The sequence below is a fragment of the Bradyrhizobium sp. LB14.3 genome (genome assembly GCF_040547985.1).
In the GTDB taxonomy this organism is placed as follows: domain Bacteria; phylum Pseudomonadota; class Alphaproteobacteria; order Rhizobiales; family Xanthobacteraceae; genus Bradyrhizobium.
In genome coordinates, this window is the sequence record NZ_JBEPQT010000003.1 from 74,355 (window position 1) to 96,305 (window position 21,951).

Annotated in this window: 24 protein-coding genes; 11 read left to right on the forward strand and 13 right to left on the reverse strand. The window is 64.4% G+C overall.

The window, feature by feature from the left end; genetic code table 11:
* Positions 1–10: 10 nt before the first annotated feature.
* Positions 11–511, reverse strand: a complete 501-nt coding sequence (locus tag ABIB00_RS07545) for a DUF3455 domain-containing protein (RefSeq protein ID WP_354103912.1) — start codon at positions 509–511, stop codon at positions 11–13.
* Between the two features lie 92 nt (positions 512–603).
* Positions 604–1,815, reverse strand: coding sequence for an NADP-dependent isocitrate dehydrogenase (locus tag ABIB00_RS07550; RefSeq protein ID WP_247444450.1), 1,212 nt, complete (start codon positions 1,813–1,815; stop codon positions 604–606).
* Between the two features lie 334 nt (positions 1,816–2,149).
* On the opposite strand from ABIB00_RS07550, the gene ABIB00_RS07555 reads away from it, so the two are divergent.
* Positions 2,150–3,349 carry a TrmJ/YjtD family RNA methyltransferase gene (locus ABIB00_RS07555; protein WP_354103913.1) on the forward strand — a complete coding sequence of 400 codons (1,200 nt, stop codon included), beginning with the start codon at positions 2,150–2,152 and terminating at the stop codon, positions 3,347–3,349.
* A gap of 147 nt (positions 3,350–3,496) precedes the next feature.
* On the opposite strand, the gene ABIB00_RS07560 is transcribed toward ABIB00_RS07555, so the two are convergent.
* From ABIB00_RS07560 to mddA, 4 genes are read right to left on the reverse strand one after another with little or no spacing between them, the layout of a single operon-like run.
* Positions 3,497–4,249 (reverse strand): hotdog family protein, encoded by a 753-nt coding sequence (locus tag ABIB00_RS07560; protein ID WP_354103914.1) that lies wholly within the window; start codon positions 4,247–4,249, stop codon positions 3,497–3,499.
* 24 nt (positions 4,250–4,273) lie between these two features.
* Positions 4,274–5,251, reverse strand: a complete 978-nt coding sequence (locus ABIB00_RS07565) for an NADPH:quinone oxidoreductase family protein (RefSeq protein ID WP_354103915.1) — start codon at positions 5,249–5,251, stop codon at positions 4,274–4,276.
* Complete coding sequence (locus ABIB00_RS07570; protein ID WP_354103916.1) at positions 5,248–5,919, reverse strand: helix-turn-helix transcriptional regulator; 672 nt, start codon at positions 5,917–5,919, stop codon at positions 5,248–5,250. Before ABIB00_RS07570 ends, ABIB00_RS07565 begins: the two co-directional genes overlap by 4 nt.
* The gene (mddA, locus tag ABIB00_RS07575) at positions 5,916–6,698 is read right to left on the reverse strand and encodes a methanethiol S-methyltransferase (protein ID WP_354103917.1); all 783 of its coding nucleotides are present in this window, start codon (positions 6,696–6,698) and stop codon (positions 5,916–5,918) included. The genes ABIB00_RS07570 and mddA overlap by 4 nt, the downstream gene beginning before the upstream one ends.
* Positions 6,699–6,844: 146 nt before the next feature.
* On the opposite strand from mddA, the gene ABIB00_RS07580 reads away from it, so the two are divergent.
* Positions 6,845–8,413 (forward strand): bifunctional AfsR/SARP family transcriptional regulator/alpha/beta hydrolase, encoded by a 1,569-nt coding sequence (locus ABIB00_RS07580; RefSeq protein WP_354103918.1) that lies wholly within the window; start codon positions 6,845–6,847, stop codon positions 8,411–8,413.
* A gap of 88 nt (positions 8,414–8,501) precedes the next feature.
* Complete coding sequence (gene cynS / locus ABIB00_RS07585; protein ID WP_354103919.1) at positions 8,502–8,990, forward strand: cyanase; 489 nt, start codon at positions 8,502–8,504, stop codon at positions 8,988–8,990.
* On the opposite strand, the gene ABIB00_RS07590 is transcribed toward cynS, so the two are convergent.
* Entirely contained in the window at positions 8,977–9,804 is an 828-nt protein-coding gene (locus tag ABIB00_RS07590) for an isocitrate lyase/PEP mutase family protein (protein ID WP_247339179.1), read from the reverse strand. The two genes, cynS and ABIB00_RS07590, sit on opposite strands and share 14 nt — an antisense overlap.
* A 132-nt stretch (positions 9,805–9,936) precedes the next feature.
* On the opposite strand from ABIB00_RS07590, the gene ABIB00_RS07595 reads away from it, so the two are divergent.
* Positions 9,937–10,896, forward strand: a complete 960-nt coding sequence (locus ABIB00_RS07595; RefSeq protein WP_354103920.1) for a LysR family transcriptional regulator — start codon at positions 9,937–9,939, stop codon at positions 10,894–10,896.
* A 9-nt stretch (positions 10,897–10,905) separates the two neighbouring features.
* Here the strand turns inward: ABIB00_RS07595 and ABIB00_RS07600 are convergent, their stop codons facing one another.
* Positions 10,906–11,229 carry a DUF1476 domain-containing protein gene (locus ABIB00_RS07600; protein ID WP_354103921.1) on the reverse strand — a complete coding sequence of 108 codons (324 nt, stop codon included), beginning with the start codon at positions 11,227–11,229 and terminating at the stop codon, positions 10,906–10,908.
* Positions 11,230–11,549: 320 nt separating this feature from the next.
* Between ABIB00_RS07600 and purC the strand changes: the two genes are divergently transcribed.
* Entirely contained in the window at positions 11,550–12,317 is a 768-nt protein-coding gene (purC, locus tag ABIB00_RS07605; RefSeq protein ID WP_173015815.1) for a phosphoribosylaminoimidazolesuccinocarboxamide synthase, read from the forward strand.
* A gap of 12 nt (positions 12,318–12,329) precedes the next feature.
* Positions 12,330–12,572: a phosphoribosylformylglycinamidine synthase subunit PurS gene (gene purS, locus ABIB00_RS07610; RefSeq protein ID WP_354103922.1), complete on the forward strand. Its 243-nt coding sequence runs from the start codon at positions 12,330–12,332 to the stop codon at positions 12,570–12,572.
* A 10-nt stretch (positions 12,573–12,582) separates the two neighbouring features.
* Here the strand turns inward: purS and ABIB00_RS07615 are convergent, their stop codons facing one another.
* Positions 12,583–13,599: a magnesium and cobalt transport protein CorA gene (locus ABIB00_RS07615; protein ID WP_354103923.1), complete on the reverse strand. Its 1,017-nt coding sequence runs from the start codon at positions 13,597–13,599 to the stop codon at positions 12,583–12,585.
* A gap of 165 nt (positions 13,600–13,764) precedes the next feature.
* Between ABIB00_RS07615 and purQ the strand changes: the two genes are divergently transcribed.
* Positions 13,765–14,466 carry a phosphoribosylformylglycinamidine synthase subunit PurQ gene (purQ, locus tag ABIB00_RS07620; RefSeq protein ID WP_354103924.1) on the forward strand — a complete coding sequence of 234 codons (702 nt, stop codon included), beginning with the start codon at positions 13,765–13,767 and terminating at the stop codon, positions 14,464–14,466.
* Complete coding sequence (locus ABIB00_RS07625; protein ID WP_354103925.1) at positions 14,463–15,431, forward strand: tripartite tricarboxylate transporter substrate binding protein BugD; 969 nt, start codon at positions 14,463–14,465, stop codon at positions 15,429–15,431. Before purQ ends, ABIB00_RS07625 begins: the two co-directional genes overlap by 4 nt.
* A gap of 9 nt (positions 15,432–15,440) precedes the next feature.
* On the opposite strand, the gene ABIB00_RS07630 is transcribed toward ABIB00_RS07625, so the two are convergent.
* Together ABIB00_RS07630 and ABIB00_RS07635 are read right to left on the reverse strand one after the other, a co-directional pair.
* Positions 15,441–16,397 carry a DMT family transporter gene (locus tag ABIB00_RS07630; RefSeq protein ID WP_354103926.1) on the reverse strand — a complete coding sequence of 319 codons (957 nt, stop codon included), beginning with the start codon at positions 16,395–16,397 and terminating at the stop codon, positions 15,441–15,443.
* 74 nt (positions 16,398–16,471) lie between these two features.
* The gene (locus ABIB00_RS07635) at positions 16,472–16,951 is read right to left on the reverse strand and encodes a PaaI family thioesterase (protein WP_354103927.1); all 480 of its coding nucleotides are present in this window, start codon (positions 16,949–16,951) and stop codon (positions 16,472–16,474) included.
* Positions 16,952–17,134: 183 nt separating this feature from the next.
* Between ABIB00_RS07635 and purL the strand changes: the two genes are divergently transcribed.
* A complete protein-coding gene (gene purL / locus ABIB00_RS07640) occupies positions 17,135–19,345 on the forward strand; it encodes a phosphoribosylformylglycinamidine synthase subunit PurL (protein ID WP_354103928.1) in 2,211 nt (736 codons plus the stop codon).
* 122 nt (positions 19,346–19,467) lie between these two features.
* Here the strand turns inward: purL and ABIB00_RS07645 are convergent, their stop codons facing one another.
* A complete protein-coding gene (locus tag ABIB00_RS07645; RefSeq protein WP_247444531.1) occupies positions 19,468–20,646 on the reverse strand; it encodes an acyltransferase family protein in 1,179 nt (392 codons plus the stop codon).
* 185 nt (positions 20,647–20,831) lie between these two features.
* On the opposite strand from ABIB00_RS07645, the gene ABIB00_RS07650 reads away from it, so the two are divergent.
* Entirely contained in the window at positions 20,832–21,005 is a 174-nt protein-coding gene (locus ABIB00_RS07650) for a DUF1328 domain-containing protein (RefSeq protein WP_007612121.1), read from the forward strand.
* Positions 21,006–21,137: 132 nt separating this feature from the next.
* On the opposite strand, the gene ABIB00_RS07655 is transcribed toward ABIB00_RS07650, so the two are convergent.
* Positions 21,138–21,497, reverse strand: coding sequence for a DUF427 domain-containing protein (locus tag ABIB00_RS07655; protein WP_354103929.1), 360 nt, complete (start codon positions 21,495–21,497; stop codon positions 21,138–21,140).
* A gap of 204 nt (positions 21,498–21,701) precedes the next feature.
* Between ABIB00_RS07655 and ABIB00_RS07660 the strand changes: the two genes are divergently transcribed.
* Positions 21,702–21,947 (forward strand): BolA family protein, encoded by a 246-nt coding sequence (locus ABIB00_RS07660; protein WP_212487351.1) that lies wholly within the window; start codon positions 21,702–21,704, stop codon positions 21,945–21,947.
* The last annotated feature ends 4 nt before the right edge of the window (positions 21,948–21,951 follow it).

The window sequence follows — 21,951 nt, forward strand, 5'->3', positions numbered from 1 at the left end:
TCCTCGTTCCTCAGCCCTTCTTCAGGAAGACGTATTCGGCCGAATAGGGCGCGCTCTTGAACTCGCCGGCCTTGTCGCAGGCGCCGTCGAGCTTGCCGCCATGGGTGTTGATGCGCTGAACCGTCGTGGCGGGCGTGAGGACGCCGCTGCCGCGGTGGGCGTTCACTTCCAGCTTCAGCCAGGGAATATCGGCCGGCGTCGCGCCCGGCGCGTCGCCGGCGGCCTTGGCGGCCACGGCGCTGCCGTCGGCATGCTCCCAGTTCGGCCCGGCATAGTGCCGGCCGACCGTCTTGTCCTCGTATAGCAGGGTGGCGATCGGCTCGCGAAATGCCCAGGCGAGCTTGCCGTCGGTGCCGGCCTTGCACTCATAGACCTGCGCGCCTTCGGCGTGGACGCTGAGCACCACGGTTTCGCCGGGGGCAGCGATGGCGGCGGGGAGCGGGTCCGCGGCCGCAGCCGCAGCCGGTCCGGCAAGCAACAGAAGGCAGGGCACGGCAAGCTTGATCGACATGGTCGCGTCTCCAAGGGTCTCAAAAAACAACGGGCCGCGCTTTGGCGCGACCCGTGAGATGTCCGGCCCAGTCGGGCGAAATCGCGGACGGCTTACGCCATCGCCTTTTCGAGGTTCTCGGCGACCTTGTCGAGAAAGCCGGTGGTCGAGAGCCAGCGCTGGTCGGCGCCGACCAGGAGCGCGAGATCCTTGGTCATGTAGCCGTCCTCGACGGTGTCGACGCAGACCTTCTCCAGGGTGTTCGCGAACTTGGCGAGCTCGGCATTGTTGTCGAGCTTGGCGCGGTGGGCGAGGCCACGGGTCCAGGCGAAGATCGACGCGATCGAGTTGGTCGAGGTCTCCTTGCCCTTCTGGTGCTCGCGGTAGTGGCGGGTCACCGTGCCGTGGGCGGCTTCGGCTTCCACGGTCTTGCCGTCGGGGGTGAGCAGCACCGAGGTCATCAGGCCGAGCGAGCCGTAGCCCTGCGCGACCGTGTCGGACTGCACGTCGCCGTCGTAGTTCTTGCAGGCCCAGACATAGCCGCCGGACCACTTCAGGGCCGAGGCCACCATGTCGTCGATCAGGCGGTGCTCGTAGGTCAGGCCCTTGGCCTCGAATTCCTTCTTGAATTCGCGGTCGTAGATGTCCTGGAAGATGTCCTTGAAGCGGCCGTCATAGACCTTGAGGATGGTGTTCTTGGTCGAGAGATAGACCGGGTAGTTGCGCAGCAGGCCGTAGTTCAGCGAGGCGCGGGCGAAGTCGATGATGGAATCGTCGAGATTGTACATCTGCATGGCGACGCCGGCGCCGGGCGTCTTGAACACTTCCCTCTCGATGACGGTGCCGTCCTCGCCGACGAACTTCATCGACAGCGTGCCCTTGCCCGGGAACTTGATGTCGGTGGCGCGGTACTGGTCGCCATAGGCGTGGCGACCGATGATGATCGGCTTGCTCCAGCCGGGAACGAGGCGCGGCACGTTCTTGCAGATGATCGGCTCGCGGAAGATGCAGCCGCCGAGAATGTTGCGGATGGTGCCGTTCGGCGACTTCCACATCTGCTTGAGGTTGAACTCCTTCACCCGGGCCTCGTCCGGGGTGATGGTGGCGCACTTGACACCGACGCCGACCTTCTTGATCGCCTCGGCGGCGTCGATGGTCACCTGATCGTTGGTCTGGTCGCGGTACTCCATCCCCAAGTCGAAATACTGCAGCTCGACATCCAGGAACGGGTTGATCAGCTTGTCCTTGATGTACTGCCAGATGATCCGGGTCATCTCGTCGCCATCGAGTTCGACGACGGGGTTGGACACCTTGATTTTTGCCATGTTCGGGGAAGCCTCTTGGGAACGGCGCTTTTGGTGCGCCACGGGAATATCCGCCGCCTCTTAGCACCGGGACGCGGCCGGCGAAAGCCAAGGGATTATGCACTTTTAGCTCATCCAGCCTCCGCAGATGGGGGGCGGGAAGCGGCCCTGCCGCGGGGGCCGGGGTGAAGTTTCAGGCGAGATTTAAAAGTCGAATCCAACCCGTTATTTCCCTTGAGAATTCTGTCAGGACAGGCAAACGACAGGCGGAGGGGGCAGCCGGCCGGGTCGGCCTGAATCAATTCCTGAGGCGGCTCCCACAAGGCCTTGAGAACCAGCGTGAAAGCGAGACGAGATGTCGGGGACTGACAAGAGCAAGGCCGGCCTTTCCCTCGACGGTCCCATCGTGATCCTGGTCGAGCCGCAGTTGGGCGAAAACATCGGCATGGCCGCGCGCGCCATGGGCAATTTTGCGCTCGGCGCCTTGCGCATCGTCAACCCCCGCGACGGCTGGCCCAACATTGCCGCCCAGCGCGCCGCCGCCGGCGCCGATCACATCCTGGAAAAGGTCGAATTGTTCGACACGGTCGGTGAGGCTGTCGCTGATCTCGACCTCTTGTTCGCCACCACCGCCCGGCCGCACGACCAGGCCAAGCCGGTGGTCGGGCCGGAGGCGGCTGCGGCGGAGATCTCTGGGCACGTCGCCACGGGCGGCAAGGCCGGCATCCTGTTCGGCCGGGAGCGCTGGGGCCTGACCAATGAGGAGGTCGGGCTCTCCAACCGCATCATCACCTTTCCGGTCAATCCGGGCTTTGCCTCGCTCAACCTCGCCCAGGCGGTGCTGCTGGTCGGCTACGAATGGTTCAAGCGTGCGACCTCGGGCGAGCTGCCACACGCCATGCCGGAACGCTCCGAGCGCGCCTCGCAGCACCAGATGCAGGCCTTCTTCGACAACCTGATCCGCGAGCTCGACCGGGTCGAGTTTTTGCGCCCGGCCGAGAAGCGCGACACCATGCTGGTGAACCTGCGCAACATCTTCAGCCGGATGGAGCCGACCAAGCAGGACATGCACACCCTGCACGGGGTGGTGATGGCGATCGCTGAGGGCCGCAAGGGCCCGGCCAAAGGCGGCGTGCTCGACGGCGAGCAGGCCACGCGGCTGCGCGCCCTTCTGGCCGAGCACGGGCAGGGCGGCGGTGTTCCCGACAGCGGCTCGACCGTCCGCGGCCTCGCGCGTTTGCTTCGTCGCAACCCGACCGATGCGGAGCGCCTGCTCTGGCAGGCCCTGACCCGCGATCGCCGCTTCGCAGGAGCGTTCAAGCGCCAGACCCCGGTCGGCCGCCACATCCCTGATTTCGTCTCGTTCCCGCACCGGATCGCGATCGAGCTGGTGAACCCGGGCGAGGGCGAGGCCATCGCCGCCGACCGCGCGTCGCGGCGGGCGTGGCTGGAAGCGCGAGACTATCGGGTGATCGAGATGCGGGCGGCGGATGTGGAGCGCGATATCGAGGCGGAGCTGGTGCGCTTGCAGGGGATGATCGAGCAAAGCGCATAGGTCTCGTAACGGGTCGAGAATAACTGATCGCGCTATTACAGGGGCGGGCAAAGCCAAGCGTGCCCACCATGTCGCGCAACAAAGCTGAGACAGAATGGTGGGCACGGCGCTACGCGCCTTTGCCTACCCTACGAGATCGAGCTTTTATCACCCCCGGCCGAGCTGCACTTCGCGCTCGACCGCAATCCAAGTCGTCCGGGCCACCGCCAGCAACCTCCCGGCTTCATCATGGGCCGCAGCCTCGGCCGCACGTTTGCGGCCGTCGCGGCCGGTGGGCCAGGCTGTGATGATGCAGCGGTCGCCCGGGCGCGGGCGGGCTTCGATCCGTGCCGACATTCGTCCCAGCAGCAGCGGTGTCTTGTCGAAGGTGCCGCTTTGCTGATCGCAATTGCAGGCAAACCCCGTGGGGCAATCGAGCGCCGACCAGAGAAATTCGGGGGCGACCAGGCCGTCATCGGCGGCCAGATTTGGATCCGGTGTCCAGCTCGCTGCGAGAACGGCGCTCTGCGAGGGATGCGCGAGCGATCCGGCGAAGATGCGCAGGCCATCTCCCTTCGCCCTTGCGGGACCGCAGACGAAGCAGGTCGGCAGGGGATGCTCGTGCGGCTTGACCGGGGTCAGCAATTCGGCGGCGCAGGCCTCCTCGAAGCTGGCTTTTTCCAGACGCGCAAGCTCGACATTTGCCGCTCGCCCGGTCGCGACGATGTTGCCGCCATCGCGAAGCTCCCATGTGCCGTCGTCCGTCGCGATCGCATCGAGCGGCTTTTCCAGCGGAGGCGGTGCACGCAGCGTCACTTCCGCGCCGCCGGGAATGTGGCGGGCCAGACGGCCGCAGACATAGCCGCCATTCCCGGAGTTTGGCGGGCCGCAATAGCGTTTGTCGATGATGATCGGTGTCATCGGTCTCTCTCTTCCCGGTGCACTTTACCTGATCTTGAGAACGATTCGTCCCCGAACCGTTCGGTTGGCCACGGCACGCATGGCTTCTCCGGCCTCCTCCAAAGGAAGGACGCGATCGATGTGCGGACGGATTTTTCGCTCGGCCAGCAATTGCATCAGCGTGGCGTTCATGCGCGCGGCATCGGCGGAAAATTTCTCCGCCCAAGCGCCGACGAAGACACCGAGGATGGAATAGTTCTTCAGCAGCGGCAGGTTCATCGGGAGCTGTGGAATCTCGCCGCTGGTGAAGCCGATCGGCATCAGCCGTCCGCCCCATTTCATCAGCCGGGCCATCTGCTCGAAGATCGCACCGCCAATATTGTCGAAGCCGATGTCGATGCCTTCTTCCGATGTGATCGACTTGATCCGGTTGCGCAGATCTTCGCTGCGATAGTTGACGATTTCGCCGGCGCCGTAGCTTCGCACCAGGGCGGCCTTGTCGTCGGAGCCGATACCGGCGACGACGCGCAAGCCCAGATGGCGGCCGAGGTCGACGGCGGCAAGCCCAACTCCACCGGCCGCGCCGGTAATGAAAACGGTTTCGCCGCGTTGCGCCCGTGCCCGCTCGACCAGCGCATAATAGGCCGTGCCGTAATTGTGCAGGACGGTCGCCGCGACTTCGAACGCGACGCCGTCAGGCAGAAGCACGCTCTTCGAGTCCTTCGCTGTCATCCGTTCGGCGTAGCCGCCGGTCCAGGCGCTGCATGCCACACGATCGCCGGGCACGAATGTCGTAACCTTGTCGCCGACCGCGACGACGACGCCGGATGCTTCCGTGCCGGGCACGAAGGGCGTCGGCGGACGCATCTGGTAGAGGCCCGAGACCAGCAACTGGTCCATGAAACTGACCGAGGCCGCGTGGACGTCGATGAGAATTTCGTCGGCGGCCGGCTTCGGCTCGTCGATCTCGCCGAGGCGCAAATCGCCTGGTCCGGTGAACGAGCCGCATAGAACTGCTCTCATCTTGTCGCTCCAGCGGATTGCCTATATTCGGCAGGTTCTCTCAACAGCGTCGCATATCCGGCCACGAGCTTGACGAAATCGGCCTGTCGCGCTGCACCGGTCTTTTCAAACAAATGGCGGACATGCGTCTTGACCGTCGTGCCGGCAACGCCGAGCGCTGCAGCGACTTCGGGAACGCTGCCGAGCTCGACGATCGCGAGCAGCACGCGCAACTCGGTCGGCGTCAATTTGAATGCCTTGGCGATCACTTCGGAACGCGGCGGTATCGTCAGCGCCGTCGTGCGAACGAACAAGGCCGCTACGGCGCTGTACGCTACGCCCGCACTTCGGCGCGTACCGGAAGTCAACGGCAAAGCGTGGGCGACATGACGTTGCCCATCCCTCCCGAGCATCGGCACTCCGCTGGTGCCCAGGATGGCGTTTCCTTGCCCGGCCACCGTGAAAAAATGTCGCAAAGTCTGGTTGACCGCTGGATCGCTGGCCACGAGGTGCCCGCGGATCTCAAGCAGGATGTCGCGCGCATCGAGGATGGCTTGGCCGGCCGTATTGGCGTGAACGAGCCGCGCGTGCGCGTCGACGAGATATAGGCCGACGTCGAGCCCATCGAGCGTGTCGGCGAATGTGGCGGCATCCACGGACATTCGGGGGAAAGGAAACAGCGCGTTCATCGCGGAGCTCCAGCAGGCCGACGATCTTCCGTCCGACGGCGACCCCAAAGACGCGGCACCAACATGGGAACGCGGCGGCGATACTCTTGATAAGTCGCGCCGAACTCGGCGATCAGATCCCGCTCCTCGAACTGCAACCCGACCAGGATGTAGACTGTATTCCCTAGCGCGAACAGCAAATGACCGGCGGTCATCTCAGGCGTGGCCCAGAACGCGAGCAGAAAGCCCAGCATGAGCGGATGCCGCACGATCTTGTAGAGCAGCGGCGTCCTGAACGATTGACCTGGCATCTCCGCCCCGCGGAGCGCGAAGATAGCCTGGCGCAGGCCGAACAGATCGAAATGATCGATCATGTAGGTCGAGGCAAACACGATCACCCAGCCGAGCCAGTGCAGGCCGATCAGCAACCAGGCGGCAAGTCCGTCGATCTGCCAGATCGGTGTCGGGATCGGACGCCGTTGCCAGAACAGCAGCAGCAGGATCAGGCTGGAGAGCAGAACGTAGGTGCTGCGCTGGCAGGCCGCGGGAAGGAGTTTTGTCATCCATCGTTTGAAGGATGGACGCGCCATGGCACTGTGCTGGATGGCAAACAGGCCCAGCAGCAGCAGGTTGACGACAATGGCCTCGCCTGGATTCGTGTGGCTACCGACGTCAATCGACTTGTCGATCGACTTGGGCACGACATAATTGCCGACGAAACCGAGGGCGTAGAGAAATGAAGCCGTGAATATCGCATAGCTGACGATGGCGTAGAGCAGGATCGCGAGGCGCGCGAACATGTTTTTTCCTATTGTGCCGATGGATGCGGTGCCGCATGCAGGAGCGCGAACCGCTCGCTGGCGGTCAGGCTCGATCTGGCCCGACTCGTAACGGCGGACCGTCCCCTGCGCGTCCCCGGGGGACGCCGCGAGGGGAGAGAATCTCCATGACGGCCTTTTTGCTTGGAGCGTTCGGGTTCCCGGAGGTCCACGCTGACGACCGCCCGATCAAGCTGAACCTGCGCAAGGGACTTGCGCTGCTGATCTATCTCGCGGAGGCCAAGGGCGCCGTCGCGCGAGACGTGATTGCGACGCTGCTGTGGCCCGAAACTGCCCGCGAGACTGGCCTCACGCGATTGCGGCGCCTGCTTCATCGCATCGAGCTCACGCTCGGCCAGCCGGTTTTCGAGACCGACCGCACCAGCGTGCGATGGTCCCCGGCAGTCGCGCTGAAGGTCGACACGCACCAGTTCGAGAGTGCGTGCGATCGCGGCGCCTTCGAGGAGGCCTGCCAGATGTATCGGGGTGACTTCCTCGCGGGCTTCGCTCTGGACGATTGCCCTGAATTCGACGATTGGGCGTTTTTTCGCCGCGAGGCGCTGCGGGGACGGCTCGTGCACGCGCTGGAGCGCCTCGTGCAGGACAGGAATGCCGCCGGCGACCATTTTGCCGCCACAGTGCACGCGGGACGTCTGGTCGAGCTCGATCCCTTGAGCGAGGTGTACGGCCGGCATCTGGTGCGCAGCCTTTTGCTGGCCGGCGACCGAAGCGCGGCAGAACGGCATCACGCGGCACTGACGCAGCGGCTGCGCGACGAGCTTGGCGTCGCGCCTGAAGCCGAGACCGAGGCGCTCATGGACCCCGGCGCGGCGTCGTCGCTCGCCGCCGTTCCGACGACGCGCTACGTCAAGGGTGCCGGCGTGCATCTGGCGTATCAGACCTACGGAAGCGGCCCGCTCGATATCCTGGTCATGCCCGGCTTCGTGTCGCATGTGGAACGCGCCTGGGAGCATCCCGCGAGCCGGACGTTTCTGGACTCATTGATGATGCTGGGGCGGCTGATCGTATTCGATCGCCGCGGCATCGGGCTGTCCGACCGGGTCGGATCGGCGCCTGGCATCGACCTCACCGCGGAGGATATCGGTACCGTGCTGCGGGCGGTGGATGCGCGCCATGTCGTGCTGTTCGGCGCGTCCGAATGCGGGCCGGCCTGCATCAAATTTGCGGTCGATGAGCCGCGTCTCGTGGCCGGGCTCATTCTGTTCGGCGCATTGGCCAAGGGTTGCTGGTCACAGGACTATCCGCACGCGTTGCGCGCCAGCCAGTACGATGCCTGGAGCAAGCACCTCATCGCGCAATGGGGAGGTCCGGTGGGGATTGAAACCTTCGCGCCGAGCCTTGCCGGCGATCCCAAGGCGCGCGCCTGGTGGGCGGGGCTGCTGCGCGCGGCGTCCAGTCCCGGCGGCATCTCGGCGGTGCTCGAGGCGTTTCGCGACGCCGACGTGCGGCATCTTCTGGCGCAGATTGCGGTGCCGACGCTGGTGCTGCATCGTCGGGACGACAAGGCCGTACGGATCGCGGCCGGCCGCGATGTGGCGAGCCGGATCCGTGGTGCGGAATTCCTCGAGCTCGACGGCCATGATCATTGGTTCTTTGCCGGCGATCAGCAGCCCGTGCTCGATGCGATCAAGCGATTTGCAGAGGCTTTGCCACGCGAAGGGAAATCGAGGCGGTGAGGCCTTAAGCCTCATTTATTGGCACGTTTCGTGCCTCCTAAGCGGCACGAAACGACGTACACAGTGCTTAGCGAAGGGAGATCCTGACATGAAACGCGAAGACCTCACCGAGAAGCTGCTCGACATCAAGCGCGAGAAGGGCTGGAGCTGGAAATACATCTGCGGCCAGGTCGGCGGCTATGCGGAGGTGCTGATCGTCGGCGCGATCCTCGGTCAGATGAAATTGACAAAACCGCAGGCCGCGAACGCCGGCGAGCTGTTCGGCCTGTCGAAGGCCGAGACCGCGATGCTCAACGAGGTGCCGATGCGGGGCACCGGCACGCCGATGCCGCCGACCGATCCCCTGATCTACCGCTTCTACGAGATGGTGATGGTCAACGGCCCCGCGTGGAAGGCGCTGATCGAGGAGGAGTTCGGCGACGGCATCATGTCGGCGATCGACTTCGACATGGCGATCGAGCGCGTCGCCAACCCGAAGGGCGACCGCGTCAAATTCACCATGAGCGGCAAATTCTTGCCGTACAAATATTACGGCGCCAGCGGCAACGTGCCGGAGTACGGCTTCAAGGAAGGCTGACCGCGGCGAACGCGTCGCGCAATTCCTTGATCGGCGCCATCTCGCGCACATAGGTGAAGGAGCCGTGCTCCTTCATCTCGCGTGCGCTCGTCAAGAATGCCGCGAGCGCAAATCGCGACATAGCGCCGCCGACGCTGATGCGCTTGACGCCGGCTTCCGACAGCTGCGCGAGCGTCAGGGTCGGATCGGCAAAGCCCATCACGAGATTGAATGGTTTTCCAATCGACGAAACCACCGTCTTGATGGTCGCGAGATCGTGCACGCCGGGCGCGTAGAGCACGTCGGCGCCGGCGGCCTCGAACGCCTGGAGGCGCTTGATCGTGTCGTCGAGATCGTTGCGGCCGTGCAGAAGATTTTCGGCTCTGGCCGTCAGTGTGAACGGAATGGGCAGGGAGCGCGCCGCCTCCACCGCGGCCTGCACACGCTCGACGGCGCGTGCGAAATCGTAGATCGGCCGGCTCCGGTCTCCCGTCGAGTCCTCGATCGAGCCGCCGACCGCGCCAGCTTCGGCGGCGCGCCGGATCGCGTCCGCCGCGCGCCGCGGCTCATGCGCGCCGCAGTTTTCGAGGTCCACGCTGACCGGTAGTGGCGTCGCTTCGGCGATCGCGCGGCAATTGTCGAGGATGGCATCCAGGCTGACGGTCGAACTCCCGAGCGTGTTGGCCAGTCCAAGGCTGGTGGTTGCGAGCGCCTCGAAACCCATCGCGGCCAGTAGCTTCGCGGTGCCGGCATCCCACGGGTTGGGAATGATGAAGGCGCCCGGCCGGGTATGCAGGTTCTGAAACGCTTTCGCCTTCTCCAATTGGGTCGCCATGTCTTTTTGAGTAGCCATGTCTCTTTGCTCCGCGCGGGATGGTCGGTTCGGTGCAGCCATAGGCGACTTCACGCCATCCGCCAAATTTGTTATTTCTCTCTGGTTCATCAGTTTTTTGCATAGGGTGACGTCATGGACAGCGATGCGCTCAACACTTTCCTTGCCGTTCACCGCCGCGGCGGAATCTCGAATGCCGCAAAATTCCTGCACCGCTCGCAGCCGGCGATCTCCCGCCGCATTGCGCTGCTGGAGCAGGAGCTCGGTGTGCCGCTGTTCGAACGTGTGGCGGGGCGCACGCTTCTGAGCGATGCGGGGCGTGTTCTGATCCCCTATGCGGAGCGGGCCGTTGCGGCCGCACAGGATGCCGAGCAAGCCGTCCGCGCGCTGACCAAGCAGACATCGGGACCGGTTTCGCTGGCTGTGACCGGGACGCTTGCCGACAGCCGCCTGTCAGGGATCATGAAGGGATTTGCGAGGGCTCATCCGGGTGTCGCGCTCACCTTGCGCACGGCGACCAGCGCCGAGGTTAGCGCGCTCGTTCGCCGTGGCGAGGCGACGATTGGCCTGCGCTACAACCTCGACCGTTCGCGCGATCTCGACTGCGAGCCGATCCTGTCCGAGAAGCTCCAGGTCGTCTGCGCCCCCGACCATCCGCTCGCCGGACGCCGGGTGAAGCGGTTGGCTCAGCTCGCGAGCGAGCGCTGGATCGCCTTTCCCGAGATACAAGGCCGACCCGAGGTCGCGGCCGCGCATATCTTCGCGTTGTTTCTGACGCAGGGCCTGGGTGACGTGGTGTGGACCGCGGTCGACAGCCTGACCGCCCAGAAGCGGCTGGTGGAGTCAGGGTTCGGCCTGGCGCTGCTCGCGCAAAGTCATGTCGCAGAAGAACTCGGCTCGGGCGCGATGTCGACGATTGCGGTCGGTGATCTCTCTGCCAGCCACAACGTGGCGATCGTCACCCGGCGCGACGGCTTTCTGAGCCTGGCCGCGCAACGTCTGCTGGACGCCATTCGAGGTGGCTATGGCGCTTCGCGAAGTCCCGCAACAAAACGGCCGGCGCGCAAAAACTCTGCACGCCGGCCGGACGCCTAAGAGCGGGCGCTATTTCCCCGCCTTCACCTCGGCCGCCGCCACCGCGATCAGCTCGTTCATCTTGGCGCGAATCGCCTGCTCGGTGACGGACACGTTCTTGGCGGCGAAATCGGCCGCGACCTTGCGCAGGACGTCGGCGTCGCCGGCTTCCTCGAAATCGGCCGCGACCACGTCCTTGGCATAGGCCGCCGCCGCATCGCCGGTGATGCCGAGCTGCTCGGCCGCCCACAGGCCGAGCAGCCGGTTACGGCGGGCCTCCGCCTTGAATTTCTGCTCCTCGTCGAGGGCGAATTTCTTCTCAAAACCTTCCTGGCGCTTGTCGAACGTGCTCATGCCTTTTCCAATTCCCTGCTGACTGGACCCGGCGCCCTCGTTGCGACGGCCCCTTCGCATGCCTAGATAGGGGGCACGAATCGGCAAAACAACGAGCCGTTAAGCCGCAGGCAAGGCGGTATAAGTTGGCATCGGATGAGCCGGATCGATTGTGCTGGGACAGCCAATCGGATAGGTTGCCTGAAGGTCCGGTTCCCGTTCTGTTTCCAAGGGTTGCAGATCGGTTCCAGGCCATTCACAGCCGCTCCGCTGTGGGTCGTAATCCCTAGTAACCGGAGCACACCAAATACATGGATTTCAACAAAACACGGTACATCCCCATGAGCCGTCGGCGTCGCATTTATGAAGGCAAGGCAAAGGTCCTGTATGAAGGCCCGGAGCCCGGTACCCTGATCCAGCACTTCAAGGACGACGCCACCGCGTTCAACGCGAAAAAGCATCAGGTGATCGAGGGCAAGGGTGTCCTCAACAACCGGATCTCGGAGTACCTGTTTCAGCACCTCAACGACATCGGGGTGCCGACCCACTTCATCCGCCGCCTCAACATGCGCGAGCAGTTGATTCGCGAGGTCGAGATCGTGCCGCTGGAAGTGGTGGTGCGGAACGTCGCCGCCGGCTCGCTGTCGCAGCGCCTCGGCATCGAGGAGGGCACGCAGCTGCCCCGCTCGATCATCGAATTCTACTACAAGAACGACCAGCTCAACGACCCCATGGTGTCGGAAGAGCACATCACCGCCTTCGGCTGGGCGACCCCGCAGGAGATCGACGACATCATGGCGCTCGCCATTCGTGTCAACGACTTCCTCACCGGTCTCTTCCTCGGCATCGGCATCCGCCTCGTCGACTTCAAGATGGAGTGCGGCCGGCTGTTCGAGAACGAGATGATGCGGATCATCGTCGCCGACGAGATCTCCCCGGACTCCTGCCGTCTGTGGGACATCAAGTCGAACGAGAAGCTCGACAAGGATCGTTTCCGCAGGGATCTCGGCGGGCTGCTTGAGGCCTATACCGAAGTCGCCAAGCGTCTCGGCATCCTCATGGAGAACGAGCGTCCGCAGGGCTCCGGCCCGGTGCTGGTGAAGAGCTAAGGGGTTTTCGACGTGAAGGCACGTGTCACCGTTACCTTGAAGACGGGCATCCTCGATCCGCAAGGCAAGGCCATCGAAGGCGCGCTGAAGTCGCTCGGCGTCGACGGCGTCGCCAGCGTCCGGCAGGGCAAGGTGTTCGACATCGAGCTCGCCGGCGCGGACAAGGCCAAGGGCGAGGCGGCGTTGAAGGACGCCGCCGACAAGCTGCTCGCGAACACCGTGATCGAGAATTATCGGGTGGAGCTGATCGGGTGAACGGGATGGCTCACAGCCATCCGACCCTGCGAAAACGCCAGTACAGCGCGCCGCATGCCGTCAGCATCACGCCGAGCAGCGTGTAATAGCCGTACTCCCAGTCCAGCTCCGGCATGTGCTTGAAGTTCATGCCGTAGATGCCGGCAAGCGCGGTCGGGATCGCGATGATCGCGAGCCAGGAGGCAAGCTTCTTGGAGACCGCCGTCTCCTGGGCCTGGCCGACCAGCAAGCTAGCTTCGAACGCGAAGGCCAGCACCTCGCGCATCGAATCGATCCGCTCCTGAATGTTCCTGACGTGGTCGGTGACGTCGCGGAACAGCGGCTGCATCGTCGCGCGCACCATCGCCAGCTCGTCATGCTCCAGCCTGCGACAGACCTCGACCAGGGGGCCGATCGCAGTCCTGAGCCGCAACAGGTCGCGGCGCAGCATGTAGAGCCGTTCGATCTGCGCCTTGCTGATCGGCTTGGAGAGCACGTCGTCCTCGATGCTCTCGACCTCTTCGTGAATGCTCTCGAGCACGGGCGAGTAGTTGTCGACGATGAAATCGAGGATGGCGTAGAGGATGTAGTCCTCGCCGCGCGCGAGCGCCCGCGGGCAGCTCTCGCACCGTTCGCGCACTGGCGTGTAGGACGTCGATGCGCCGTGGCGCACCGAGACCAGATAGCCTTCGCCGACGAAGATGTGCGTCTCGCCGAAGGCGATCCGGCCCTCGATCAGCTGCGCGGTCCGCGCCACGATGAACAGGGCCTCGCCATATTGCTCGATCTTCGGCCGCTGGTGCGCGTTGTTGGCGTCCTCGATCGCGAGCTCGTGCAAATCGAACTGCTTCTGCACCGCGCTGAGCAGCGCCATGTCGGGCTCGTGCAGCCCGATCCAGACCACGTGGCCGGGTTTTGCCCGCCAGCTCGAAGCTTCGCTGATGGCGATATTGGCGACGCGCCGACCGTCGACATATGCGCCGGCGGCGACGACACCCTCCGCGGACACCGGCTCGGAGAGGGATGCGGGCAGCGACGGGACATTCATGGCTTTAATCCCGGGCGAATCGATCGGCCGAACGGCGGGCTATGGCCTGTGCACAACGCTCGCTGGCAAGGCTAGCACTGGTAAAATCCCCGTCAAATGGTTATGTCTGCTGCCGATTTGGCCGCCGTGCCAGCCCCATTCCAATCCTCGTTCGGAACCTCCGCCATGAAAGCCGCCATCCTCGTGTTTCCCGGAATCAACCGCGAGCGCGACATGGCGCGCGCGCTGAAGCTGATCTCGGGCCATGAGCCGGCGATGGTGTGGCACGCCGAGACGTCGCTGCCTCACGGCACCGATCTCGTGGTGGTACCCGGCGGCTTCTCCTATGGCGATTACTTACGCTGTGGCGCGATTGCGGCGCGGGCGCCGGTGATGGACGCGGTGCGCGACTATGCGGCCAAGGGCGGCCTCGTGCTCGGCGTCTGCAACGGTTTTCAGATCCTCTGCGAGTCCGGCCTCTTGCCTGGCGTGTTGATGCGCAATGCACGGCTGAAATTCATCTGCCACGACGTGCATCTGCGCGTCGAGCGCTCCGACACGCCGTTCACGCGCGGCTACAATGCAGGGCAGGTGATCCGCGTGCCCATCGCGCATGGCGAGGGCAATTATGCGGCGGACGCAGAGACCATCAAGCGGCTCGAAGGCGAGGGTCGCGTGCTGTACCGCTATTGCTCCGCCGACGGCGCGATCGACGATATCAGCAACATCAATGGCGCCGCGCAATCCATCGCCGGCATCGTCAGCGACAAGGGCAACGTGCTCGGCATGATGCCGCATCCGGAAAATCACGTCGAAGACATCATGGGCTGTACCGACGGCCGCGGCCTGTTCGCCGGCCTCACGGCGCATCTGGAAAAGGCCGCGTGATTGCGTTCGTGCTGAAGCGGCTGTCGGTCGCCGTCGTTGCGCTCGCGACTGCCGCGTTCGCGCATGATTTCCCCAAGCGTCCCGTCACCATGATCGTGCCGTTCGCGGCCGGCGGCACTTCCGACGTGATCGCGCGCACCGTTGCCGAGCAGATGGGCATCGCGCTCGGCCAGACCATCGTGATCGAGAACGTCGCCGGCGCCGGCGGCTCGACCGCACTGGCGCGCGCCTCCCGCGCCGAGCCTGACGGCTACACCATCGCGATCGGCAATGCCGGCACCAACGCGGCGACCTATACGATCTATCCAAAACTGCCGTTCACGCCGGACTCCTTCGTGCCGATCGCCATGGTGGCGAAGACGTTCGGCATCATCGCCGTGCGCAAGGATTTTCCGGCGAAGGACCTCAAAGAATTCATCGCCTACGCCAAGGCCAATCCGGGCAAGATCAATCTCGGCCATGCCGGCGTCGGCTCGTCGAATTACCTGATCTGCAAAAGCTTCGTCACCGCCGCCGGGATCGACGCGACGCTGGTCGGCTATCGCGGCGCCGCGCCTGCGCTCACGGACGCGATCGGCGGCCAGATCGACGGCGTCTGCGATGCGGCGGCCTCCGTCTCGCAATCGGTCAACGAGAAGCTGGTGCGGGGCCTCGTGGTCGGCTCGAATGTGCGGCTTGCCACGCTGCCCGATCCGCCGACATCAGCCGAAGCCGGCCTGCCTGAATTCGAGGCGCAGGGCTGGAACGGCCTGTTCGCGCCCAAGGGCACCCCACCCGCCGTGATCGCCAGGCTGAACGCCGCCGCGCGCACGGCGGTGGAAACCGATGCGGTGAAGAAGCGCTTTGCCGAGTTGTCGACTGTTGCGCCGGATGACAGCGAGCACACGCCGGAGCTGCTTCAGCAGCTCGTGACGCGCGACGTCGAGAAGTATCGGAAGATGCTGGCGGACGCCGCCAAGCAATAGCGTTTCACGCTAGCGCCACTTCAGCCGTTCCGCCGGCACCGTCATGGCGGCAACACCCGCCATCACCAGCAGCAGGCCCAGCGCCAAATTCGACGGCACGGTCTCGCCCAGCAGCAGCACGGACAAGCCAACACCGATCGGAATGCGCAAATAGCCTTGCGCGTTCGTCGTCAGCGTGCCGAGCCGTCCCAAGCACATGTAGAACAGCATCAGCCCCAAGGCGCTGGAGACGATGCCCATGACGATGGTGGCTGTGATCGCCGTCGGCGTCGGGTGCAGCGTCCAGGGCTGGTCGATGATCAGCGAAGGCGGCAGCAGGATGAGGCCGCCGAACAGCAGCGAGCCGGCGGCCACCACCATCGGGTCGTATTCGGACAGCCGCAGGCCGAAGATCGTGGCGCAGGCAAAGGAGATGGTGGCGAGCAGGATCGCGATCTCCGCCACGATCTCACTACCGAAGCCGCGCAGCGCATCCAGGCCGACAATGACGATTGTGCCGGCAAGGCCGAGGATCGCGCCTGCGAGCTTCAACAGCGTTGCCGGCTCGTGCCGCGTGATCAGCGACGTGATCAGGAAGGCGAAGATCGGCGTCGTCGAGGCCAGCACCACCGTGTTCGACGCCGGCACATATTGCTGCGACCAGGTGATGATCAGGAACGGGAAGGTCGAGTTGATCAATTGCTGGGTCGCGAACAGCTTCCAGGCCTTGGCGTCAGTCGGGATCCTGACGCCGCGCATCCACAGGATCGCGAACAGGAAGGCGGCCGCGATCAGCGAGCGTGCCGAGATGAAGGTGACAGGCGGGATCGTGTCCAGCGCGAGCTTGGCCAGCGGATAGGTTGAGCTCCAGCAGCAGGCGAGCGCGACCAGCAGCGCATAGTCACGCCAGTTGCGCGCGCCGGCGGCGGGGATGGACGGCAATTGCGAGGCCGTGGCGCGACCTGTCGGCGATGTGCTCTGCGGCACCTTGATGTTGCTCCCCGCGCGACAGCGCTCGGCACAAGTCTGGGCGAGGGGGCACCAAAAGGGAAGACGGCGAGCTATGCGTTTGGCTGCGGTGCCGGCTTCCGCTTCACCCGCTTGATCGTGCCGGAGAAGGTGAAGAGGGGCCGTCCGCCTGATGTCAGCTTGCCGCGCAGGAAGATCAGCGAGCCGCCGGCGCGTGAGACTTCGCCGACGCATTCGATCAGTTCGCCCTCGCGTGCCGCGTCGAGGAAGTCGCAGGCGAAATTGGTGGTCACCGCCGGCCCATCCAGTTCGTGGGTGGCGATCGCAAACAGGCAATAGTCGGAAAACGCCATGAAGCAGCCGCCATGAACGTTTCCGGAGCCGTTGAGGTGCTTTTTCTCGACCCGGAACGCCGAGCGGACGCTGCCGTCGTGCTCGATCTTGTGCCAGAACGGGCCGATGTGGCTCTCAAAACTGTCGCGAATCCAGGTTCGCCAGCCCTGGAATTCCCCATCAGTGGCGATGTGGAGGTCGGGGCGGCGGGGCGGGGGCGCTTTGGTCAATTCATGCAAGGAAATGGGCCTTCAATTGCGGGTCTTTTGCCCTTAAATCCGATCTGTCCGCGCTGTGCAATTCCTGTTCCCGCAGCCCACGGCCGCAAAACGTGGGACAGTGGGAAAATGCGCCATAAAGGGCTTTTCCAAGCCGCCCGATGTTCCTAAGAACGGCCAACTGCTGCCGAAAGCCCAAATTCCATGAAGAACGAACCCAAGATCACCCCCGAGCTGATTGCCGCCCACGGGCTCAAGCCCGACGAGTACGAGCGCATCCTGAAGCTGATTGGGCGGGAGCCGACCTTCACCGAGCTCGGCATCTTCTCGGCGATGTGGAACGAGCACTGCTCGTACAAATCTTCGCGCCTTCATCTGAAGGGTCTGCCGACCAAGGCGCCCTGGGTGATCCAGGGTCCCGGCGAGAACGCCGGCGTGATCGACATCGGCGACGGCCAGGCCGTGGTCTTCAAGATGGAGAGCCACAACCACCCGAGCTACATCGAGCCTTACCAGGGCGCGACCACCGGTGTCGGCGGCATCTTGCGCGACGTCTTCACGATGGGCGCGCGTCCGATCGCCTGCCTCAACGCGCTGAGTTTTGGCGCGCCCGAACATGCCAGAACCCGGCATCTCGTCTCCGGCGTCGTCGCCGGCGTCGGCGGCTATGGCAATTCCTTCGGCGTGCCGACGGTCGGTGGCCAGGTCCGTTTCCACACCCGCTATGACGGCAACATCCTCGTCAACGCGATGGCGGTCGGCCTCGCCGATACCGACAAGATCTTCTATGCGGCCGCCTCCGGCGTGAACATGCCGATCGTCTATCTCGGCTCCAAGACCGGCCGCGACGGCATCCACGGCGCCTCGATGGCCTCGGCCGAGTTCGACGACAAGTCCGAGGAGAAGCGCCCAACGGTGCAGGTCGGCGATCCCTTCGCCGAGAAGCTGCTGTTAGAGGCCTGTCTCGAGATCATGGAGAGTGGCTGCGTCATCGCGATCCAGGACATGGGCGCGGCGGGGCTCACGTGCTCGGCCGTCGAGATGGGCGCCAAGGGCGACCTCGGCGTCGACCTCGATCTCGACGCAGTGCCGACCCGCGAGACCGGCATGAGCGCCTACGAGATGATGCTCTCGGAGAGCCAGGAGCGCATGCTCATGGTGCTCAAGCCCGAGAAAGAGAAGGAAGCTGAGGCGATCTTCAAAAAGTGGGGCCTCGATTTCGCCGTGGTCGGCTACACCACGCCGAGCAAGCGCTTTGTGGTCAAGCACGGCGGCGACGTCATGGCCGATTTGCCGATCAAGGAGCTCGGCGACGAGGCGCCGCTCTATGACCGTCCGCATGTCGCCTCGACCGCGCTGCCGGTCGTGCACGCGCGCGAGGTGCCGTCGCCGATGGGTCTCGGCGCTGCGCTGGAAAAGCTGATCGGCACGCCCGAGCTGTGCAGCAAACGCTGGGTCTGGGAGCAGTACGACCACGTCATTCTCGGCAACACCATGCAGCGTCCTGGCGGCGATGCCGCCGTGGTGCGCGTGCAGGACGGCCCGAAGGGCTTGGCGCTGACCGTCGACGTGACGCCGCGCTATTGCGAGGCCGATCCCTATCAAGGCGGCATGCAGGCGGTGGCAGAAGCCTGGCGCAACATCACCGCCGTCGGCGGCAAGCCGCTCGCGATCACCGACAATCTCAATTTCGGCAATCCTGAAAGGCCCGAGATCATGGGCCAGTTCGTCGGCTGCCTGAAGGGCATCTCGGAAGCCTGCCGCACGCTCGACTTCCCGGTCGTCTCCGGCAATGTCTCGCTCTACAACGAGACCAATGGCCGCGCGATCCTGCCCACACCCTCGATCGGCGGTGTCGGCCTGCTGGATGATTTCACCAAGTCAGCCTCGCTCGCCTTCAAGGCCGAAGGCGAGGCGATCCTCTTGATCGGCGAGAACCATGGCTGGCTCGGCCAGTCGGTGTATCTCCGCGACATCTGCGGTCGCGAGGAGGGCGCACCACCGCCGGTCGACCTCGCCGCCGAGAAGCGCAACGGCGACTGCGTGCGTGGCATGATCCATGCGGGCACCGCGACCGCCGTGCACGATCTCTCCGACGGCGGTCTTCTGATCGCGCTCGCCGAGATGGCGATGGCGAGCGGCATCGGCGCAGAACTGCTCGCGGCGCCGACCGCGCTGGTGCCGCAGGCCTATTGGTTCGGCGAGGACCAGGCGCGCTATCTCGTCACCGTGCCGGAAACGGAAGCCGGCCGGGTGCTCGCCAAGATGCGCGGTTGCGAGGTGCCCTGCGTGCGGATCGGCACCACCGGTGGTGACGCCGTCGCGATCGCAGGCGAAGCGCCGGTTACGATCGAGGCGCTGCGGACCTCGTTCGAACGCTGGCTGCCGGAGTATATGGGCGGGAAGGCGGCCTGAGGGGCTGCCGCACATTCCGTCATTGCGAGCGTAGCGAAGCAATCCAGAGTCTCACCGAGGAGGCAGTCTGGATTGCTTCGTCGCAAGGGCTCCTCGCAATGACGAGCGGAGAGGCCTTGGTCTCACAACACGTGCGACGCCCCTGGAATCTTACGTAAGCCCGCCGTCAGTGCCCAGCTCAGGATCACCGTGAGCACGAAGCCGATCGCGGCCTTCACGATCGCCGGCAGCGAGTAGTCATACAGCGCGTACTGAATCCACAGCGCAATCGGATAGTGCACCAGGAACATGCCGTAGGCATCCGCCTGCATGCGGTCGAGCAGGTTCGGCCCGGGCGCCTTCTGGTGCAGGAAGAAGGCGAGGATCGCGAGCAGGATCGAGCCTGAGAACAGCACGAAGAACGTGCTGTAGATCGCCTGGTACCAGTGCGGCTGCGGGTCGGGATTCCCCAAAACTTCTCGCTTGATGTAGATCATGCCCCACATCAGGCAGTACGGGATCAGCGTCGCGAACACCCATAGCCAGCGCTGTTTCGGCAACTGGCCGTCGGCGCTGAGGATGCCGCGATCGAAGTTCGCCGCACCAACGCTGACGCCGATGAAGAAATAGGCGAAGTAGAGCAGGATGCGGCTCGCCTGTACCGAGAACGGCCCGAGTTCGAACCATTTGCTGCCGCCGAAATAGAGCAGCGACGGCACGTAGACGAGGGCGGTGACGACCACGAGCATCAGCCAGAATGCGGCCGGCTGCTCAAATCCGCGCAGCGAGATACGGTTGCCCGGATCGACCAGATGGGCCGAGACCCGGTAGAGCAGGCTCGCGCTCAGGTCGAATGCCAGCAGCACCCACACGAACCAGATCGGCCCGCTCGGCCACGGACCAACCGTCACCGTCTTCCACCAGAACGCCGTGAAGCTCAGCTCGGGCTCGTGCCGCAGCGCGATAGCGTAATAGGCGAGCGGGATGACGGTGAAGGCCGCGATCGCGAACGGCAACCCCAGCCGCAACAGGCGATCGCGGAGAAAGACCGACGGCGCCTTACGTGCGATGCCGGGCCACGTGAACAGTCCCGACAGGAAGAAGAACATCGCCATGAAGAAGCTGTCGGTGGCCAGCACGACGATGTCGAAACCGATCCAGGAGGTCGGATCGGTGTGCCCGAAATAGGTGTAGGGGATGACGGCGTGGTGCAGCAGCACTACCAGCGTGAGGAAGGTGCGGGCGCGATCGAGCGACAGATTGCGCGCCTTACTCCTCGGCGCGGCGTGCACGTCTGCGCCGATCGTCGCTGAATGTGACATCGTCATCGTGGCCGCCCCGGTCGCGCTTCTGTCGGCCGGACTTTGCCGCCGGGAACCAGATTCAGCAAGGGTCGTTTGAGACGTCCGCAGGTCCCGACACCGCTAGGAACCAGTTCCCTGCGACGAAGTTAGCGTTCGCCAAGAGGGCGAGGACCGCGACAAGCGGTACAATTTCGGAGCTGGCGATGACGATCCTGAAATGGGCGCTGATCTTCTTACTTGTCTCGATCGTGGCCGGCGTGCTCGGCTTCACCGGCATCTCGGCCGCCTCCGCCGACATCGCCCGCTTCCTGTTCTACGTGTTCGTCGTGATTTTCCTGGTGCTGCTGATCCTGGGGCTCACGATCTTCAGGGCATAGCGGGGCTGCTCCAGCATTCCCAGTCGTCGTGCCCGGGCCTGTCCCGGGCATCTACGTCCTTTTGTATCCGCGGCAGCCAAGAACGTGGAGGGCCGGGACAAGCCCGGCCCTGACGGTAGGCCCGTGTCGGTGCTACCCCACTTCCTCGATCTTCACCTTGTCCGGATAGAAGGCGAGATGACCGGAAATCTCGGTCATCGCGGGGAAAGGCGTCTCGTAGGTCCAGATCGCGTTGTCGAGCGTCTGGCCGTTGGCCTTGACGCTGTAATAGCTCGCGTCCCCCTTGTAGGGGCAATGGGTGACGCGATCGGTGCGCTCCAGCACCGCCATATTGGCGTCCTGTCTCGGGACATATTGCACCGCCGGATATTTGGCCTCCTTCAAGATCAGCGCCTTGCTGGTCTCGGCGATCACGATATCGCCCGCCGTAACGCGGACGCGCCGGGGGTTCTGGGTGATGGTGATGGGGTGGTCGGGCCCTGGAAGCTTCATGACTTCACGCCTTTTCGATCAATCTGCCGTGCGTGGCACTTTGTCGTGCCTTTATCAGGATGGGATATAGTGCCGGAAGGCGTGACGTAGAAGGCCGTTCACGCTAAGTTTGTCCCTGCCGGCAAGTTTGGCTTTGCAGATCCGGACCCCGGCAGCGATTCGACGACAAGGCTGATTGCAGCCGCGATAAGGAGTACGACCCGAATGCCCATGGACGCTCACGATATCGAGGCGATGATCAAGGCGGCGATCCCCGATGCCGAGGTGACCATCCGTGACCTCGCCGGCGACGGCGACCACTATGCCGCGACCGTGATCTCGGAATCCTTCCGCGGCAAGTCCCGCGTCCAGCAGCACCAGATCGTCTATCAGTCCCTGCGCGGCCAGATGGGCGGCGTGCTGCATGCGCTGGCGCTGCAGACCGGGGTGCCTGGGGCGCCCGGGGCCTGATTTG